The sequence below is a fragment of the Microbulbifer halophilus genome, assembly GCF_026183675.1.
In the GTDB taxonomy this organism is placed as follows: Bacteria; Pseudomonadota; Gammaproteobacteria; order Pseudomonadales; family Cellvibrionaceae; genus Microbulbifer; species Microbulbifer halophilus.
Window position 1 is genome coordinate 58,051 of record NZ_JAPIVK010000002.1, and the last position, 14,946, is coordinate 72,996.

At 61.9% G+C, this 14,946-nt stretch carries 13 protein-coding genes; 8 read left to right on the forward strand and 5 right to left on the reverse strand.

Annotated features, from left to right (window positions below; genetic code table 11):
- The first annotated feature begins 24 nt into the window (after positions 1-24).
- Both OQE62_RS01310 and cysZ read left to right on the forward strand, forming a co-directional pair.
- Complete coding sequence (locus OQE62_RS01310; RefSeq protein WP_265720176.1) at positions 25-324, forward strand: PA4642 family protein; 300 nt, start codon at positions 25-27, stop codon at positions 322-324.
- Positions 325-337: 13 nt separating this feature from the next.
- Complete coding sequence (cysZ, locus tag OQE62_RS01315; protein WP_265720177.1) at positions 338-1,180, forward strand: sulfate transporter CysZ; 843 nt, start codon at positions 338-340, stop codon at positions 1,178-1,180.
- A 511-nt stretch (positions 1,181-1,691) separates the two neighbouring features.
- On the opposite strand, the gene OQE62_RS01320 is transcribed toward cysZ, so the two are convergent.
- A complete protein-coding gene (locus OQE62_RS01320; RefSeq protein WP_265720178.1) occupies positions 1,692-3,200 on the reverse strand; it encodes a fumarate hydratase in 1,509 nt (502 codons plus the stop codon).
- 186 nt (positions 3,201-3,386) lie between these two features.
- Positions 3,387-4,145, reverse strand: coding sequence for a hypothetical protein (locus OQE62_RS01325; RefSeq protein WP_265720179.1), 759 nt, complete (start codon positions 4,143-4,145; stop codon positions 3,387-3,389).
- Positions 4,146-4,464: 319 nt separating this feature from the next.
- Between OQE62_RS01325 and sodB the strand changes: the two genes are divergently transcribed.
- Together sodB and OQE62_RS01335 are read left to right on the forward strand one after the other, a co-directional pair.
- A complete protein-coding gene (gene sodB / locus OQE62_RS01330; RefSeq protein ID WP_265720180.1) occupies positions 4,465-5,046 on the forward strand; it encodes a superoxide dismutase [Fe] in 582 nt (193 codons plus the stop codon).
- 90 nt (positions 5,047-5,136) lie between these two features.
- The gene (locus OQE62_RS01335; RefSeq protein ID WP_265720181.1) at positions 5,137-7,020 is read left to right on the forward strand and encodes a DUF885 domain-containing protein; all 1,884 of its coding nucleotides are present in this window, start codon (positions 5,137-5,139) and stop codon (positions 7,018-7,020) included.
- A gap of 218 nt (positions 7,021-7,238) precedes the next feature.
- Here the strand turns inward: OQE62_RS01335 and OQE62_RS01340 are convergent, their stop codons facing one another.
- From OQE62_RS01340 to OQE62_RS01350, 3 genes are all read right to left on the reverse strand, one after another.
- The gene (locus OQE62_RS01340; RefSeq protein ID WP_265720182.1) at positions 7,239-8,177 is read right to left on the reverse strand and encodes a universal stress protein; all 939 of its coding nucleotides are present in this window, start codon (positions 8,175-8,177) and stop codon (positions 7,239-7,241) included.
- Positions 8,178-8,407: 230 nt separating this feature from the next.
- On the reverse strand, positions 8,408-9,133 hold the full coding sequence (gene hda / locus OQE62_RS01345; protein ID WP_265720183.1) for a DnaA regulatory inactivator Hda: 726 nt from the start codon (positions 9,131-9,133) through the stop codon (positions 8,408-8,410).
- A 6-nt stretch (positions 9,134-9,139) separates the two neighbouring features.
- On the reverse strand, positions 9,140-10,168 hold the full coding sequence (locus OQE62_RS01350) for a DUF2066 domain-containing protein (RefSeq protein WP_377535900.1): 1,029 nt from the start codon (positions 10,166-10,168) through the stop codon (positions 9,140-9,142).
- Positions 10,169-10,412: 244 nt separating this feature from the next.
- Here OQE62_RS01350 and purM point away from each other — a divergent pair, with 244 nt between their 5' ends.
- From purM to OQE62_RS01370, 4 genes are all read left to right on the forward strand, one after another.
- The gene (purM, locus tag OQE62_RS01355) at positions 10,413-11,462 is read left to right on the forward strand and encodes a phosphoribosylformylglycinamidine cyclo-ligase (RefSeq protein ID WP_265720185.1); all 1,050 of its coding nucleotides are present in this window, start codon (positions 10,413-10,415) and stop codon (positions 11,460-11,462) included.
- The gene (gene purN, locus OQE62_RS01360; protein ID WP_265720186.1) at positions 11,462-12,127 is read left to right on the forward strand and encodes a phosphoribosylglycinamide formyltransferase; all 666 of its coding nucleotides are present in this window, start codon (positions 11,462-11,464) and stop codon (positions 12,125-12,127) included. Before purM ends, purN begins: the two co-directional genes overlap by 1 nt.
- Before the next feature lie 270 nt (positions 12,128-12,397).
- On the forward strand, positions 12,398-13,111 hold the full coding sequence (locus OQE62_RS01365; RefSeq protein WP_265720187.1) for a DUF3108 domain-containing protein: 714 nt from the start codon (positions 12,398-12,400) through the stop codon (positions 13,109-13,111).
- A 311-nt stretch (positions 13,112-13,422) separates the two neighbouring features.
- On the forward strand, positions 13,423-14,808 hold the full coding sequence (locus OQE62_RS01370) for an outer membrane protein transport protein (RefSeq protein WP_265720188.1): 1,386 nt from the start codon (positions 13,423-13,425) through the stop codon (positions 14,806-14,808).
- Positions 14,809-14,946: the final 138 nt, after the last annotated feature.

Genomic DNA, 14,946 nt, shown 5'->3' on the forward strand with positions numbered 1-14,946 from the left:
CCAAAAAATTACCGGATACGAATTATGACGCTCAAAAAAGACAAACAGAAAGTCCTCGGCGAAGTCTTCGACGACGACCGTATCGCCGGCTTCCTGATCGGCGAGCCACCGGAGGGCATCGAGCGCGACTACCACCTGCTGGAGCGCGCCTACCGCAGCATGAAGGCAGAAAACTTCGGGACCTTCGTGCGCATGTTTCAGGAGCAGGGCCTGGATATCGACTGCCCCGGTCCGGACGGCAAGACACTGCTCGCACGTATCCAGGGGCACCGCCAGGGTACTGAGTACGCGGCTATTCTGAAGGCCGCAGGCGCAAAAGCCTGAGCGGAGTAATCCCATGACCTCCAACCCGGTACACGGTGTCGATGCGCTGATGCGAGGCGCCCGGCTGCTGACAAGGCGGGAGCTGCGCCCGTTTATCATCATCCCGCTGCTGATCAACCTGGTGCTGTTCGTCGCGCTGACGGCGATCATGCTGACCCAGATCGACGGACTGGCGGAATACCTCGGCAGCCTGTTGGCCCACGAGCCGGTCAACACGGAAAACATGTCCTGGTGGGAATCCCTGATGGCCAGGGGCGCCGCCTGGGCCGCCAACGTTATCCAGTGGCTGGCTTGGCTGATCGCCATTTTAGTAGTGCTGTTTTTCCTGTTCGTCTACGGCTACCTGTTCGGCATCATCACCAATATCATCGCCGCGCCCTTCAACGGTTTCCTGGCGGAGAAAGTCGAGGAACTGCTCACCGGCAAGGCGCCACCGGCGGAAACCATCGGCAGCATGGTCTGGCGCACACTGGGGCGGGAGCTGCGCAAGCTGCGCTACTTTATCGGCTGGGGCCTGGTGGTGCTGGTGATTTCCCTGTTCACCAGTTGGACGGTGTTTATTCCGGCGATACTGACGGCACTCTGGGGCGCCTGGTGCATGGCGATTCAGTATGTCGACTATCCACTGGATAACCACCAGCGGCCCTTCGACGAACTGAAGAATGTGTTATTGCGGCGCAAATTCACCACGCTCGGTTTCGGCGGTGCGGTGATGCTGGCAAAGATGGTGCCGATACTGAACATTTTTGTGATGCCGGCGGCGGTGGCCGGCGGTACGGCGCTGTGGATTGAGCGGCTACGGCAGGAGGGGGATCCGGGGACGGATTCGCAATCCACTGAATTGCAAAACCGATAACCGGCGGATCCACTCCGTTCATGTAGGGGCGAACCTTGTGTTCGCCCTGTTTGTTTGTGGCACTTTGGGCGGGGGCTGTAAGAGAACTCAGAGGCGGCCCTGCTACCGGGAGCTACTTGTGGGACACGCCGTAAATCCATCCCTGGAGGCTTGTCCGCGAGGTCCCTCTCGCAGACAGTCCCACAAGTAGCTCCCGGTAGCAGGACCTTCGCATCGACTCCACTATTCTTTTCACGCCCCCCCCCGGTTCGGAGCCCAATAAAAACTCCAAAGCCGATGCGAAGGCGCTGATACCGATAGCGGTTTGCCAGACCTTATGAGACAGGGATGTCGATTAGAGCGTACAGGGACGTATTCACAGGGGGGCGCCTAGCCCGTGTCTGGCAAACCGCTATCGGTAGCAGTGCCGCCACCGAATCTGCTTAGTCGCACCAATGGAGGCCGGGTGCCACAAACAAACAGGGCGAACACAAGGTTCGCCCCTACGATAGATTGAGCAGTTCGGGGAGGGTTAAACCGCCCCCTCCTCAATCTTCGCCTTCCAGATCAACGGCCCGGTCTGGTGCACCGATTCGCCCTGGCTATCCACAGCCACGGTCACCGGCATATCCTCCACCTCGAACTCGTAGATGGCCTCCATGCCCAGTTCCGGGAAGGCCACCACTTTCGAGTCCTTGATCGCCTGGGCCACCAGGTAGGCAGAACCACCGACGGCCATCAGGTAGACAGCCTTGTTGTCGCGGATCGCCTCGATCGCCGCCGGGCCGCGCTCGGCCTTGCCAATCATGCCCAGCAGGCCGGTCTCTTCCAGCATGGTGCGGGTGAACTTGTCCATGCGGGTGGCGGTGGTGGGGCCGGCCGGGCCCACCACTTCCTCGCGCACCGGCTCCACCGGGCCCACGTAGTAGATAAAGCGGCCGGCCAGATCCACCGGCAACGTCTGGCCCTTAGCGAGAAGGTCGACCATCTTCTTGTGCGCTGCGTCGCGGCCGGTGAGCATCTTGCCGTTCAGTAGCAGGGTGTCGCCCGGCTGCCAGCTCTGCACATCCTCGCGGGTCACCTCGTCCAGGTTAACGCGGCGGGTATTGCCGCCGGCCTCGCGGGTGATCTCCGGCCAGTCTTCCAGCTTCGGTGGCGTCTGGCGCGCCGGGCCGGAGCCGTCCAGGGTGAAATGCGCGTGGCGGGTGGCGGCGCAGTTGGGGATGATGGCGACGGCCTTGTTGGCGGCGTGGCTCGGGTAATCTTTTACCTTCACATCCAGCACGGTGGTCAGACCGCCCAGGCCCTGGGCGCCGATACCCAGCTTGTTGACCCTGTCGTACAGCTCCAGGCGCAGCTCCTCGGCGCGATTGGCGGCGCCGCGCTCCTGCAGATCCTGGATATCGATCGGATCCAGCAGGGATTCCTTCGCCAGCAGCATCGCCTTCTCGGCGGTGCCGCCGATACCGATGCCCAGCATGCCCGGCGGGCACCAGCCGGCACCCATCTTCGGCACCATGTCCAACACCCAGTCGACCACCGAGTCGGACGGGTTCAGCATCGCGAACTTGCTCTTGGCCTCGCTGCCGCCGCCCTTGGCCGCCACATGCACCTCGACGGTGTTGCCCGGCACGATTTCGTAGTGGATTACCGCCGGGGTGTTGTCGCCGGTATTCTTGCGGGCGCCGTCCGGGTCCTCGAGGATGGAGGCGCGCAGCACATTGTCCGGATGCTGGTAGGCCCGGCGCACGCCCTCGTTGACCATGTCGGTCACGCCCATGTCCGCGTCCCACTGCACATTCATGCCCACTTTCAGCTTCACGGTCACGATACCGGTGTCCTGGCAGATGGGGCGGTGGCCCTGGGCGCACATGCGTGAGTTGATCAGGATCTGGGCCATGGCGTCCTTGGCCGCCGGGTTGGCCTCTTTTTCATAGGCCTTGTCCAGGGCCTGAATGAAATCCTGCGGGTGGTAATAGGAGATGAATTGCAGTGCGTCGGCGACGCTGTCGATCACGTCATCCTGGCGAATAGTGGTCATTTCCGGCTCCGATTGGCATCTCGAGGCGGGCGATTTTACACGATTTGTGGGGTTATTGGCGGGGATTGCATTTGCCGGTGCCCGATACAAAAACCGGACCCCGATTGGAACCTGCGCCAGTGACCGGGGCCACAAACAGAAAGGGCGAGCACAAGGCTCGCCCCGCTTCCTAATGACCAGCCGGTTTTACATGGACGAAGCTGTGGAGTCGCCGGACTGCAGGTTGCGGATGGCGTCGCGCAGCTGCACCAGGTCCTGGTTTACCGAACGACGGTAGGCATCGACAGACTCTATCGCCTCCTCGTTGGCGCCGACGCGGGCGGTCAGGTCCGAGCGCACGGAGGCCAGCTGGCGCTCCAGTTTCGCCAGTTTATCGGCGGTTTCGCGGCGGTTCTCGGTGCTGGATTCGCGCAGCTGCGCCAGCTGCATCTCCACCGCGCCGATCTTCTTCACGCTGTCGGACAGACCGTTGACCTTGCCGGACAGGGCCGCCACCTCCTTCTTGACCGCGGCGGCGTCCTTGGCCGCGGAAGCCGCCGCACTCTTGTTGGCGGCGATACTCTTGCGGTTGGTGTCGTAGGATACCCCCCACAGCTTGCGGATCTCGGAGGCATTCTCCTTGGCTTTGGCATTCAGCACCTCGACCGACGCGGAGGACTCCTCGTCCGACATCTCGAAACGCTTCTCCAGCTCGGCGATGCGCTGGTCCGCCTCGATCAGCTCGCCCCGCGTAGCCTGCCACTGGTTGTACAGGAAGGCCGCCGCGCCGATACCGGCCAGGGCCAGGATCAGCGCCGCCAGGGCCAGGAAGGACGAACCGCCACCGCTGCGCTCCTCCACCGGCTCCGGCGCCGCCGTGCGGGCGCTGCGGCCGATCGGCCCGGTGTCCAGTTGCGGATCGATGGGGGCGCTGCTGCCATCCAATGTGGGCTCTCTGCGTTGCATGTTTGACAATACCCGATATTTTTAACTGGTCTGCGCGCGGATTCTGCCCGCCCGCAGTGCTGTGATTGGTCGATTTCAGCGGCAGTTATACCAAAAATTGACGAAAAAGTAATCGGTTGCAGTATCAAGACTAGCAGTAGCGTCGAGCTGTCCGGACCGGATTGTCGACCGCTGGCCAGGGAAAAATGGCCCCCGCACACTTGCCATCGCGAAAATCGTCCCAACCTCAGCCAATTGAGAGGCCGCTGCGGCTTAATTCAACCCGGCGGCGCGTGTAGAATGCCCCTACCGATAACCGAGACAAAGGAAGGAAAACACCATGGCTTTCGAACTGCCCGACCTCCCCTACGCGAAGAATGCCCTGGAACCGCACATCTCCGAGGAAACCCTGGAGTATCACTACGGCAAGCACCACCAGACCTACGTAACCAAACTGAACGGTCTACTGGAAGGCACTCCCGATGCCGACAAACCCCTGGAAGAGGTGATCAAGAGCGCCTCCGGCGGTGTATTCAACAACGCCGCGCAGATCTGGAACCACACCTTCTACTGGAACTGCCTGAGCCCCAACGGCGGCGGCGAAGCCACCGGTGCCGTGGCCGAGGCCATCAACGAGGCCTTCGGTTCCTTCGACAAGTTCAAGGAAGAGTTCACCAACAGCGCAGTGAACAACTTCGGTTCCGGCTGGACCTGGCTGGTCAAGAAAGGCGACGGCTCCGTGGCCATCGTCAACACCTCCAACGCCGGCACCCCGCTGACCGAAGCGGACCAGACTCCGCTGCTGACCTGCGACGTCTGGGAGCACGCCTACTACATCGACTACCGCAACGCGCGGCCGAAGTACATGGAAGCCTTCTGGGCCCTGGTGAACTGGGACTTCGTGAACCAGAACTTCGCATAAGCGAAGTTATCCGGAAAAGCGGGCCAAGAGCCCGCTTTTTAGTTAGTACCTTACAAAAACCACAATAGAATCTTCCGGGAACACACAACCATGAAACTGAAGATGACCCTGCTGGCCGCCGCCATAAGCGCGCTGGCCGCTACCGGTTGCGAACGGAGCGAGCAATCCCAGGCTCCGGAACAGGCCGCCCAAAACAAAGCCCAACAGGCAACTGCCGCCGCCGACAGCAAACCGGCGGAGCAAACCGACCCCGAAGCCATCGCCCGCGCCAAGCAGATGTTCGAGGACTTTTTCCAGGAACACCTGGACCGCAGCCCGGAATTCAAGACCTTCCTCGGTATCAAGGAAGACTACGGCAAGTGGGGCGATATCTCCCCCGAATTCGAGAAAGAGACCCTCGAGATCAACAAACGCCAGTTGGCCGAACTAGACAAACTGGACCCGGCCAAGCTGGACGACGCCACCCGCCTGAGCCTGAAACTCTACAAACGCAACCTGGAACAGGATATCGAAGGCTACAAGTGGCGCCTGCATAGCTACCCCGTCAACCAGATGTACGCCGCCCATACCAGCGTGGCATCACTGCTGATCAACCAGCACCGTATCGACAGCACCGGGGACGCGGAAGCCTATATCGCGCGACTCAGCGCCCTGCCCGCTCACTTCGCGCAGCTGCAGGAAAACCTGGAAGCGCGCGCCGAAGCCGGCACCATCGTGCCCAAGTTCGTATTCCCCTATGTGATCAGCGACGGTGAAAACCTGATCAGCGGTGCGCCCTTTGACGACGGCGACGACAGCACCCTGCTCGCTGACTTCAAGGGCAAGGTGGAAAAGCTGGAAATCCCCGACGAACAGAAAGCCGAGCTGATCGAGCGGGCCAAAACCGCCATGCTCGAAAAGATGCAGCCGGCTTACCGGGACCTGATCGCCTACCTGAAGGAACTGGAGAAACGAGCCACCACCGACGACGGCGCCTGGAAACTGGCCGACGGCGACGACTTCTACAATTTCCGCCTGGGCGTCTACACCACCACGGACATGACAGCCGATGAGATCCACGAGACGGGTCTCAAGGAAGTGGCCCGCATTCACGACGAGATGCGCGCGATCATGGAAGAGGTGGGCTTCGAGGGCAGCCTGCAGGAATTCTTCGAATTCATGCGCACCGACGAGCAGTTCTACTATCCGAATACCGAGGAAGGCAAAAAGCAGTACCTGGCAGAAGCCACCGACATCATCAATACCATGAAGGGGCACCTGGACGAGCTGTTCATCACCAAGCCCGAGGCGGAACTGACTGTCAAGGCGGTGGAGCCCTTCCGCGAAAAATCCGCCGGCAAGGCATTTTACCAGCGCCCTGCCCCCGACGGTACACGCCCGGGCATCTACTACGCCAACCTCTACAACATGGCGGATATGCCCAAATACCAGATGGAGGCGCTGGCCTACCACGAGGGTATCCCGGGCCACCACATGCAGCTATCCATCGCCCAGGAACTGGAGGGGCTGCCCAAATTCCGCAAATACGGCGGCTACACCGCCTACACCGAGGGCTGGGGCCTTTACTCGGAACTGGTGCCGAAGGAGATCGGTTTCTACAAGGATCCCTACTCCGACTTCGGCCGCCTGGCGATGGAACTCTGGCGCGCCTGCCGCCTGGTGGTCGACACCGGCATGCACAGCAAGAAATGGACCCGCGAGGAAGCCATCGACTACCTGGTGGAAAACACCCCCAACCCGAAAGGCGACGTGGTCAAGGCGATCGAACGCTATATCGTGATGCCGGGCCAGGCTACCGCTTACAAGGTCGGCATGCTGAAGATCGTCGAGCTACGGGAAAAGGCCAGAAAAGAACTGGGCGACCAGTTCGACATCCGCGCCTTCCACGACACGGTGCTGGCCAACGGCGCCGTGCCGCTGGATGTGCTGGAGGAACTGGTGGACGAGTGGATTGCGGAGACCAAACGCAGGTAGCCGCAGTCAGTGCAACGGACTGCCACCACATTGCCGTAGGGGCACCTCCGTAGGATGGGCAAAGCGGAGCGTGCCCATCAGCGGTGGTTGATGGGCACGTCGCTGCGCTCCTTTGCCCATCCTACAAATCTATCCGACGCTCCTCCAGGCAGGAACAGTAGGATGGGCAAAGCGCAGCGTGCCCATCACAGCGCCCACTGCGACCATCCTCCCCCCCTTCAGCCGGGCTTGACCGGCGAAGTGAAGTCACTCGGCTTCAGCGCCAGCAGTGAACAGCTCACTTTCTGCAGCAGGTTTTCCGCCGTATTGCCCATAATGAAGCCGGGAATACCGGTGCGGGCCACGGTGCCCATCACCAGTATATCGAACTTTTTCTCCTCTACCAGCAGCGGGATAAACCGCTCCGGCTGGGCAATGGTGTGGTGCACTTCGATTTCACCGCCGATGCCCGCCGCGTGGATCAACGTATCCAGCTTGCCGCGGTGCTTGGAGCCCGCCTGCTCGATAATCCGGTCCAGTTCCTCGTCGGAAACATGTAAGGGCACATGATGGCGTAGATACTCGTCCACATCGTATTCCCAGCAGGAAACGACATGCAGCGTGCCGCTGCAGATATCGGCCAGGGAGCGGGACAGGCGCAGCAACCGGATGGCCAGATCGTACGCCGTGGCCTCTTCGCACTCCGGGTCCACCGCCACCAGCACGCGCATGTCCGCGCGCGAGTTCCGGATGGGCCGGCACAACCACACCGGGCAGGGACACTTGCGCAGCAACTCCATATCCATGGCCCGGAAGCCCTTGCGCTGGGTGTGCCCCTCGACATTCTTGATCACCAGGTCAACCCCCTCCCCCTGCACCCGCCGGATCACCCGCTCCGCCGGTGTGCTGCCGCAATCCACCTCAATGGTCACGGCCAGCTCGTCCTCGCCCAGGTTCAGGTTGGCCCGCGCTGCCTCCAGTTCATCGTTGACATCCTTTTTCAGTCCATCGAAATAGGCCTCGCTGTAATCGCCGAACTCCTCCGGCAGCGCCGGGCAGACCACCAGTACCCGCAGCGCAGCGCCACTGTAGCGAGCGACACTGAGCGCCTGCATGAATCCATCGCTCTCGTCGCCGACGGCGTGGCTGACAAAGAGAATGTTATGAAAATTCCGCATAAGCGATCCCCGGGAGCTATAGGCACAATCTGAAACAGCAGCCCGACAAAAGCTGCCCGGCTGCCCACTATTGATATTGTGGCAGCTGCGCGATGCAAACCGGCGCCGGGAAGGGTCGATGGGTAAATCGTCTGGAGCGGGTAGCTGGCTGGGGGCGCGAGCGCGGCTGAAGGCAAGGACTGGAATACCCGCCGGCGGGAGCCCGCCCGCAGGCGGGCCACCGGGGCCCCTCAGATATCCAGCACCTGCTTCACAAACGGAATGGTGATCTTGCGCTTGGCCATCAGTGAGGCGCGATCCAGCTCTTCCAGGCAGGCGAAGAGCGCGCCCGTGTGTCGCGGCGCGCGGTGGAGTATGTAGAGGGCCACATCCTCCGGCAAGTCAAAGCCCCGCAGGCGGCTGCGGTTCTGCAGCGCGGCCAGCTTGTCGCTGTCGCTGAGCGGCTGCAACTGGAACACCAGGCCCCACTGCAGGCGCGAGCGCAGGTCGGCCAGCTCGATATCCAGCCCGCGAGGGGACCTGCGTGCGCCCAGCAACAACTGGCCGCCGCCGTCCTTGACCCGGTTGTAGAGGTGGAACATGGCTGTCTGCCAGCGGGGATGCCCCTCGAGCAGGTGCAGGTCGTCGATGCAGACCAGTTCCAGTTCTTCCAGACCGTCGAGGATCACCGATGGCTCCATCGGCAGCAGCTCCGCCAGCGGCAGGTACTGGAAACTTCGACCGGCGGCCTCGGCGTTCTGGCAGACGGACTGCAACAGGTGGCTGACGCCGCTGCCGGCCTCGCCCCAGAGATAGACGGCCGGATCCGCGCTGTCGCCGGCGGCAAACGCCCTGAGCGCCATCACCACCTGGCGGTTGGGATCCGCCTCCGGCAGGAAGAAGTTGTCGAAGGTGGCGTCATCCCGCAGGGATACTCCCAGAGACAACTGCTGCGGCGCGCCTTTATCGGGGGTCATTATCAATCAGTGCCAGCGGTAGCGCAGCGGGTGCTGTGCGCTGCCCAGGGGCGCGCGGTAACCGCTCAGGTCAATGGGGTCCGCATCGGCCTGCGCCTTCAGCTGGCGATTCAGCGCCAGCGCATCGCGCAGGTTCTGCATACGGGCGGCGGTAGTCAGGGCGAAGCGCATACGGTCGCCGTCCACCGACAGCAGCTCGGCACTGCTCACCTGTGCCAGCCCCTGCAGGTAGTCGGATGCCCGGGAGTAGTCGGCGAAGCTGTCGACACCGGAGATCTCCAGGATCACCGCGTTCTGTTTGCCGCTGCTATCCGGGCGCACGGCGTAGCGCTCGGCGAGCAGATCGGCGGCGCCGTCGATACCGCGTATGGCCACCTCCTCGAGGGAATCGCCGCTGGCATCAAAAGCGTAGCTGCGGCCACCGTGAATCAGCAGCCAGTCCGCCTGCCAGCGATCGCCGGACAGCTCCAGCAACCGCCCCATCAGGGTGGCATCGGGACCGTAGCGCACCGCGGCGCGCTCGGCGGCCCGCTCGTCCTGGGCCCAGAGGTTGCCCAGGGGCATATTGCGCAAGTCGTTCAGGTCCATCACCGGGAATTCCACCGGCAGGCCGCGCTCCATGGCCATGGCATCCAGCGCGGCGAACAGCTCGGGGGAATCCTGCTCGCTCAGCCCGCTGCGCCCGTTCCGCAGTGTGTCCACGGCCATCCACACCAGGGTGCCGGGGCGGTTGTTGGGCCACACGGGCAACTGCAGCTCGCGGACCCGATCGGAAATGGCGCGGGGATCGTAGGAAAGGTGTAGAAACAGCTCGTTGTCTTCGCGCCCGTAGCGGTAGCTCTGCAGGTACTGCTGGGCCTCCTGCAGCACCGGCTGCACGCGGGGATCGCTGCCGATGTCGGTGTCGCCGGTCACCCGCACGAAAATGCGCTCCAGGCCGCGGCTGCCGGCGGCGGCGCGGTCCGAGGCACCGCGGCTGGGCACCGCCTCGATCACCTCGTACAGATCCGGAATCACGCGGGCCTGGGCGGGCATTACCAGTGCGCAGAGCAGCAGCACCGCCAGTAGCGATGCGGCTCCGGATCTGGGCAACTGAGCCATGGAAGTCTCCCCAATACTGCTTATCTGTGGAAGCGGCCGGCTCCGCGGCTGACAACGGAAGGGGCCGATTTGCGGCTATTGTATCAGTGTCGGCTATTTCTCCCAGTCCCGAGTTCGCACAATTGGCTGAATTTCCACTAGAATACGCGCCTTTTCAACGCCCACCGCAGGATGAATCATGAGCGATTCCAAGCCGCAACCCCTTTCCTATAAAGATGCCGGCGTCGATATCGATGCGGGCAACGCCCTGGTCGAGCGCATCAAGCATGTGGCCAAACGAACCTCGCGCCCGGAAGTCATGGGCGGGCTGGGCGGTTTCGGTGCCCTGTGTGAACTGCCCGCCGGCTACCGACAGCCGGTGCTGGTATCCGGCACCGACGGCGTGGGCACCAAGCTGCGCCTGGCGATGGACCTGGGGATTCACGACTCCATCGGCATCGACCTGGTCGCCATGTGCGTCAACGACCTGGTGGTGGCCGGCGCCGAACCGCTGCTCTTCCTCGACTACTACGCCACCGGCAAGCTGAACGTGGATATCGCCGCGGATGTGGTCACCGGCATCGGCCGCGGCTGTGAGCTGGCCGGCTGCGCCCTGGTGGGTGGCGAGACCGCGGAAATGCCGGGCATGTACGAGGGAGACGACTACGACCTGGCCGGCTTCTGCGTGGGCGTGGTGGAAAAATCCGAAATCATCGACGGCAGCAGGGTCAGGGCCGGTGACAAGCTGATCGGCCTGGGCGCCAGCGGTCCCCACTCCAACGGCTACTCGCTGATCCGCAAGGTGCTGGAAGTCAGCGGCGCCGACCTGCAACAGGAGATGGGCGATAAGACCCTGGCCGAGGCGCTGATGGCGCCCACCCGTATCTACGTCAAGAGCCTGCTCGAACTGATGAAGAGCCGCCAGGTCAACGCGCTGAGCCATATCACCGGCGGCGGCCTGCTGGAAAACCTGCCGCGGGTACTGCCGGAGGGTTGCAGTGCGCGCATCGACGTGAACAGCTGGGAGCTGCCACCGGTGTTCCGCTGGCTGCGCGGCGCCGGCAATATCGCCCCCCTCGAGATGTACCGCACCTTCAACTGCGGTGTCGGCATGGTCATCTGTGTGCCAGCAGACGAAGCCGACAGCACCGTCGAGACACTGGAAAAGCTGGGTGAAGACGCCTTCGTGATCGGCGGGATCGAATCCGCCGCCGAAGGTACCGAAGCCGTCGAACTGGCGGGTCTCTGATGGTTCGGGCACAAAATGGCGGCAAGTGCCGCGTGGCGGTGCTGATCTCCGGCAGCGGCACCAACCTGCAGGCGCTGATCGACGCGGCCGCCGGGGAAGACGCCGTCTTCTCCATCTGCGCAGTGATCAGCAACAAACCCGGCGCTTACGGCCTCACCCGCGCCGGCGACGCCGGTATCGCCGCGGTCACCATCAACCACCGCGATTACAGCGACCGCGAGACCTTCGATCGCGCCCTGATCGAGGAAATCGACTGCCACACCCCGGACCTGGTGGTGCTGGCCGGCTTCATGCGCATCCTCACCCCGGAATTCGTGCGTCACTTCAGCGGCCGCCTGCTGAATATCCACCCTTCCCTGCTGCCAAAATACCAGGGCCTTCACACCCACGCCCGTGCGCTGGAAGCGGGAGACCGGGAGCACGGTGCCACTGTGCACTTCGTCACCGAAGAGCTCGATGGCGGCCCGGCCATCATACAGGCGGTAGTGCTGGTGGAAGCCGGCGATACCCCCGATTCCCTTGCCGGGCGCGTACAGCGACAGGAGCATGTGATCTATCCGCTGGCGGTCCGCTGGTTTGCCGAGGGCAGGCTGCGCATGGTGGAGGACCGCTCGGAGCTGGACGGGGAATTGCTCCCGCGCAGCGGCCACCGGATACAGGGGTAAACAATGGCACTTCTGGCAGTCGGCCGGGTCTACATGACTCGGGGCTCGGTTTCTGAAGCCGGGGCGGGGGCTATCGGCGCATCCTGTGAGTAAAAAAAGAATATTTCCAATTAATCGAGGCGCCTTTTTACACTCAACACCGCAGGATTCAGTCCCGGTATAGGTTCCGTGGCCCACAATACGCTATTGGAGCCCGCTTGCAGGCTCCTACAAGTTGACTTCATCTCACGCCCGCCGTCCGAAGCGGGACACAGACAACCGGAGGTCGCAGTGTCGTTTCGTTTGATCACCCTCTCTGCCTTCCTGCTCGCCATCACATCCATTCCCGCTCATGCGCAGGAGCTCAAGCCTTTCGAGGCCACCTACGAAGCCAGCTATAGCGGCATCGGTGTCACCGCCGTGCGCAAGCTCTCCGGCGAGGCCGACAACTGGCGGCTGCAATTCAACGCGGATTCTTTCTTCGCCGATATCCGCGAGTTCTCCCGTTTCGACAAACGGGGCGGGCAGCTCACCCCGCAACACTACGAATACCACAAGACCGGCCTCGGCAGCGACAGGCACAAGGTACTGCGTTTCGAGCCCGAAGAGCACCGTGTGATCAATGTCCGCAAAGAGGACCGCACCCTGGAGAATGTGCCAGCGCGGATACAGGACAAACTCAGCTATCAGCTGCAGCTGGCGCTCGACATCGCTGCGGGAAAGGAGGAGTTGCAATACACCGTGGCCGACGGCAAGAAAATCCGCCATTACAAATTTGCGGTAATCGGCAGCGAAACCGTGAAGACGTCCCTCGGCCCGGTGAAGGCCACAAAAGTGGAGCGCGTCCGGGAAGAGGATGCAGACCGTGAAACCACAATCTGGTTTGCGCCACAATGGGAATACGCACTGGTAAAACTGGAGCAACAGGAGGAGGATGGCAAAAACTACCAGATCTCTTTGACCAAATTGCTCATCGACGGAAAAACCATCAACGCCAGAAAATAACCATCGCTCCCAAGAACGGGGTTCGGCGCGAAGGAATAACCGTCAACACAAGGGAATAAACGTCAGCGCCAACCAAAAAAGTTCTCACTCCACCGCAAAAGCCGAAAAAAAATGGCATCATTCCATGGATTTTTCGGCTTTTAATCTTTATAAAGTCGTCCGCTTCCACTGTTGCTTTTGTTTGGCGCTGCTAGACTTCCGCAACATGGAATTCATTGCAATAACTGAAAGCCCGCCAGGGTTTTCCCGCCGCGCGCAGTTGTGGTTTCTGTCTGCGGCGAATCGAAATCAGCAATCTAGAGTGGGATCTCATGAATAAAAGACTTCTGCGCCGCACTGTTCTGGCCGCGGCAATCAGTACCGCATCCAGCGGCTCCATGGCCGCCGGCTTCTACCTGCAGGAAACCAGTGCTTCCGGTCTAGGCCGTGCCTTCGCCGCCGAAAACACCATCGGCGACAACGCCGCAATCCTGGCCCGCAACCCGGCGGGCTCCGCTCTGTTTGATTCCTATACCATTTCCGGCGGCGTCACCTACGTGAATCCGGAGATCGACGCGGAAGGCGATGTCACCTATATTACTCCACTGGGTAACACCACCTTCAGTAGCAGCGATGACGACTACGCCACCAGCGCCTGGGTACCCAACGCCTATCTGGCCGCGCCCATCAATGACAGCTGGTCCTACGGCCTGGCAATGTACACCGACTACGGTCTGGAAACCGACTTCAGTAACAATTTCCTCGTCAGCTCCATCGCCAACAAGACCGAACTGCTGACGGTCAATGTCGCTCCTTCTATCGCCTACGATTTCAATGACCAGTTCAGCATCGGCCTGGCCGCAAACTTCCTCTACGCGGACGCCACCCTGAAAACCACCATCCCCAACGACTTCCCGCTGGATTCGGCACTGGGTACCGACCTGGCTGGGTCTACCATCCTGAATCTCGAGGGCGATGACTGGGATGTGAGCTGGACCCTCGGTGCCCTGTGGAATATTAGCGAACGCACCCGTTTCGGTATTTCCTACCATGCCGAGCTGGATCCGGAGCTGGAGGGCGACGTGAACTCGGACCTGCTGCCCTCCGCAGTGGTGCCGACACTACCGCCATTCGACGACGCCAAGGGCAAACTGACTCTGGACCTGCCAGACACCCTTGAACTGGGCTTCCACCACCGCTTTAACGAGAACTGGGGCCTGGCACTGGGCGCTATGTGGACCGACTGGGACGACTTCGAGCGCCTGGAAGCCAATATTCCCAGCGCCAGGCTGGGCGTGAACCCGGAGCCGTTCAACCCGCTGCATATCAAGGAAGAAAACTTCGAGAGCGGCTGGCGCTACAGCATCGGCGGTGAATACTACCCCTGCGAGGAAGTCACCTGGCGCATCGGCTATGCCTACGACGAAGGCGCCGCCCGCGACGGCCTCAACCCGACCGATGAGACCGCCAATGCTCTCGGACTGCCGATCACCTGGCGCACCCTTTCCATTCCGGACACCGATCGCCAGTGGATCACCTTCGGCGGCACCTACGAGTTCAACAACCAGTTGAGCGTCGACGGCGGCTTCGCCTACCTGTGGGGCGACGACGAAACCATCCAGGAGTTCACCGATATTCCGGTACCCACCTACTTTGACGGCGGCACCACCAATATCGAAGCCTGGCTGGCCAGCGTTTCCCTGAACTACGAGTTCTGATCGCCAGTCCCGATCGGCAACTGCCAGGAGGGCCGGACAGAGATGTCCGGCCCTTTTTTATGGATGGATACTGCTCCAGTATCGCGTCCGCACGCCGAAGCAACCCCAGCCCCACATCACAAACCTCCCCACAACAGC

What these genes read in the sequence shown, in the direction of transcription:
- OQE62_RS01320 (WP_265720178.1), bottom strand. Translation starts at nt 3,200, where the DNA reads ATGACCACTATTCGCCAGGATGACGTGATCGACAGCGTCGCCGACGCA.
- purM (WP_265720185.1), top strand. Translation starts at nt 10,413, where the DNA reads ATGAGCGATTCCAAGCCGCAACCCCTTTCCTATAAAGATGCCGGCGTC.
- OQE62_RS01370 (WP_265720188.1), top strand. Translation starts at nt 13,423, where the DNA reads ATGAATAAAAGACTTCTGCGCCGCACTGTTCTGGCCGCGGCAATCAGT.
- OQE62_RS01340 (WP_265720182.1), bottom strand. Translation starts at nt 8,177, where the DNA reads ATGCGGAATTTTCATAACATTCTCTTTGTCAGCCACGCCGTCGGCGAC.
- OQE62_RS01335 (WP_265720181.1), top strand. Translation starts at nt 5,137, where the DNA reads ATGAAACTGAAGATGACCCTGCTGGCCGCCGCCATAAGCGCGCTGGCC.
- cysZ (WP_265720177.1), top strand. Translation starts at nt 338, where the DNA reads ATGACCTCCAACCCGGTACACGGTGTCGATGCGCTGATGCGAGGCGCC.
- OQE62_RS01350 (WP_377535900.1), bottom strand. Translation starts at nt 10,168, where the DNA reads ATGCCCGCCCAGGCCCGCGTGATTCCGGATCTGTACGAGGTGATCGAG.
- hda (WP_265720183.1), bottom strand. Translation starts at nt 9,133, where the DNA reads ATGACCCCCGATAAAGGCGCGCCGCAGCAGTTGTCTCTGGGAGTATCC.
- sodB (WP_265720180.1), top strand. Translation starts at nt 4,465, where the DNA reads ATGGCTTTCGAACTGCCCGACCTCCCCTACGCGAAGAATGCCCTGGAA.
- purN (WP_265720186.1), top strand. Translation starts at nt 11,462, where the DNA reads ATGGTTCGGGCACAAAATGGCGGCAAGTGCCGCGTGGCGGTGCTGATC.
- OQE62_RS01325 (WP_265720179.1), bottom strand. Translation starts at nt 4,145, where the DNA reads ATGCAACGCAGAGAGCCCACATTGGATGGCAGCAGCGCCCCCATCGAT.
- OQE62_RS01310 (WP_265720176.1), top strand. Translation starts at nt 25, where the DNA reads ATGACGCTCAAAAAAGACAAACAGAAAGTCCTCGGCGAAGTCTTCGAC.